Source organism: Parafrankia sp. FMc2, from assembly GCF_041008525.1.
Taxonomy (GTDB): domain Bacteria; phylum Actinomycetota; class Actinomycetes; order Frankiales; family Frankiaceae; genus Parafrankia.
The window spans coordinates 1-2,502 of the sequence record NZ_JBFLUG010000327.1 but is presented as its reverse complement, the minus strand read 5'-3'; the positions used below and the strand labels follow the sequence as shown (position 1 = coordinate 2,502).

2 protein-coding genes are annotated in these 2,502 nt (G+C 64.5%); both read right to left on the bottom strand.

The genetic code is table 11. The annotated features are described in order from the left end of the window. The coding region (locus AB1460_RS36835; RefSeq protein WP_368967150.1) for a recombinase family protein at positions 1-1,784 on the bottom strand (1,784 nt) is incomplete at its 3' end. Positions 1,785-1,912: 128 nt separating this feature from the next. Further along, positions 1,913-2,239 carry a hypothetical protein gene (locus AB1460_RS36830; protein WP_368967148.1) on the bottom strand — a complete coding sequence of 109 codons (327 nt, stop codon included), beginning with the start codon at positions 2,237-2,239 and terminating at the stop codon, positions 1,913-1,915. Positions 2,240-2,502 lie beyond the last annotated feature (263 nt).

Sequence of the window (2,502 nt, the reverse complement as noted above, 5' to 3'; positions counted from 1 at the left end):
ATCACATGCTTGGGCTGCTGGGCAGCTTCCCGGGGCGGGAAGTGGTGGCCGGATGGCTGACGGCGGGCGTGATCGGCCCAGACGGGTATCGCCGCACCACCGAGGGAGTTCCCCAAGGTGGTGTGATTACGCCCCCAACGCACTTGGCAACCAGCCTTCCGGTCGCCCTCCGTGTCGGTGCTGGCGGCCGGAGCATCGCGGTCTGATGATCGCTGGCGAAGTGGGATGCGATGACGAATTGTGATCTTCTCGGGGCCGATGAGAACGTTCTTGACGAGCAGCCGCAGGACGCGTTGGCGATCGGCGATATCGGCGCTTTTCGCGTTCTCGCTCAGCTGTGACAGGAATCCCTCGAGGTCGGTTGCGAGGGCGAGGTAAAGATCGCGGTCGGCGATCTGGCTGTCGAGAGCGTCGAGTTGGCCGCGGAGGTTCGCTTCGCGGGTGCGGAGTTCGGGCATTCTTCCGCGGAGCTCGTCAAGGGTGATCAGCTGTTCCTGGAACGCCTCAATCATGCGGGCGATGGCGGTAGTGGTCTTCGTGAGCGCGAGCTCGACCTGTCCGCGCTCACGCTTGGCGGGATCCGCATCACGAGCCTGGCGCAGCCGGCCGTCGATCTCGGCACGGATCAAGGTCGGATCGCTGATCAGTTTTGTGATGTGTTCCCAGACGGTCTCGTCGAGATAGTCGGCGCGGACCGGTTTGTTCCAGCACACACGGCCGTTCTCGTAGCGGTAGTCGTCGGAACCGAGGCACCGGTAGTAGTAGATCTTCTTGTTCGTGGTCCGTGTCGAGGTGCGGTAGTAGCCGTAACCGCAGGCCGAGCACGCTGCGAGGCCCTGCAGCAGTGAGGGGGTCGTCTTCGTGTTGCGGGGCGCGAAACGCTTGTTTTCCTCGAGGCGGGCCGCGACCCGTTCGAACATCTCCTCGTTGACAAGGGCGGGCACCGGGATCTCGACCCACTCGTCACGAGGCCGGTCGACGACTCTGGTCGGCCGTGGTGTTGAACGCCCCTGAAGCCGCGCTACCCGGTTCAGGCCGGCCGGCGTGTTGTCGATCATCGTCTTCCCGAACACCGCCGTCCCCTTGTAGGCGGGGTTCCGTAGCATGGCCCAGATCACCGACCGGTCCCAGCGGTTCTTGCCGGTGCGGGTCGGCACGCCTTTCTCGGTCAGCCAGCGGGCCAGCGCCGCAATGGAGACGCCTTCGTCGGCGTAGCGACGGAACATCTCGGTGACCAGGATCGCCTCGTGGTGAAGAACTTCGTAGCCGGCGCCGAGCTGGTCGGACCGCCGACGGTAGCGATATCCGAACGGCGCCCCGGACAGCACGTTCACCGACCCCGCCCGGGCACGGTGCGCCTTCCCGCGCCGGTAACGCTCAAGGATCTGGGCCTTCTCATATTCCGCGAACATTCCCTGAAACTGGACCATGAGCTGGTCTTCCGGGCTGTCTCCACGAGGCCCTTTAACGAACTCGACGCGGGTACCCGCCCGCGTGAACTCCTCGACCAGCAGCGCCTGGTAGGCGAACTTCCGGGCGAGCCGGTCCGGAGAATAGCACAGCACCACGTCGATCTGCACCGCCGCGACCAGATCCCGCAGCCGTTCCAGCGCCGGGCGTGTCAGCGTCGCACCCGAATGGCCGTCGTCCTCGAAAACCCACTCGGCCGGTAGTACCGCCCCCATCTGCCGGGCATGTTCACGCAGCGCCGCCGTCTGCGAGACGATCGTCTCGTTCTTCTTCTGCCGGTCCGACGACACCCGGGCATAAACCGCCACGTTCACCGTTCTCTTCTCCTGTCTGCTGGTCCGTCTGGATTTTCAGCCGCCGAGGTGGAACCAGGACTCCGTACGCGATCGACAGATCCCGGGCCGCGTGGCGGTCGAACACATACTCAAGAGCGATCGCCCGCTCATTCATCCGTCGGACTTCCTGCCTCGGCTGAGACGAGATAGTCCGACAACGCACCGGTCACGAGCGACGAAATCGTCGTGCTGCGGACCCGGGCTTCCTCGCGTATCCGTTCGGCCAGCACAGCGGGAAGCTTGACCGTGAACACCACCGTCGGTTCAGGCACGACTACCCGCCCACCCGCCGCCGAATCGGCGTAACGCCGGGCCTGCCGCGGCGAAACCCTAAACCGCGCGGACAGCAGAAGGGCGGCGTCCTCGATCGGAACGCCGCCCTCCAGCAGCTGCGCCGCAGCGTTCACCCGCTCGGCGTACTCACCCGCACCCACACGACGACGATCACCCACAGACAGATCAGTACTACCGCCTGTGTCGTGACGTCACCTCGACACGCCGAGGCAGTTCCAGCCGCCGGTAGCTCAGCGTGACCTCGAACTCGAAGTTGCCAAGTGCGTTGGAGGCGTAATCAGTCCGTTACTCTTTAATATCGCGCTGCACGGAATGGAACAGGCTGCAGGCACCGTCTACAGGTGGAATCCTTACCGGAAGTCCGAGGAAACAATTACGGGCACACCGGTGCTGGTACGGTATT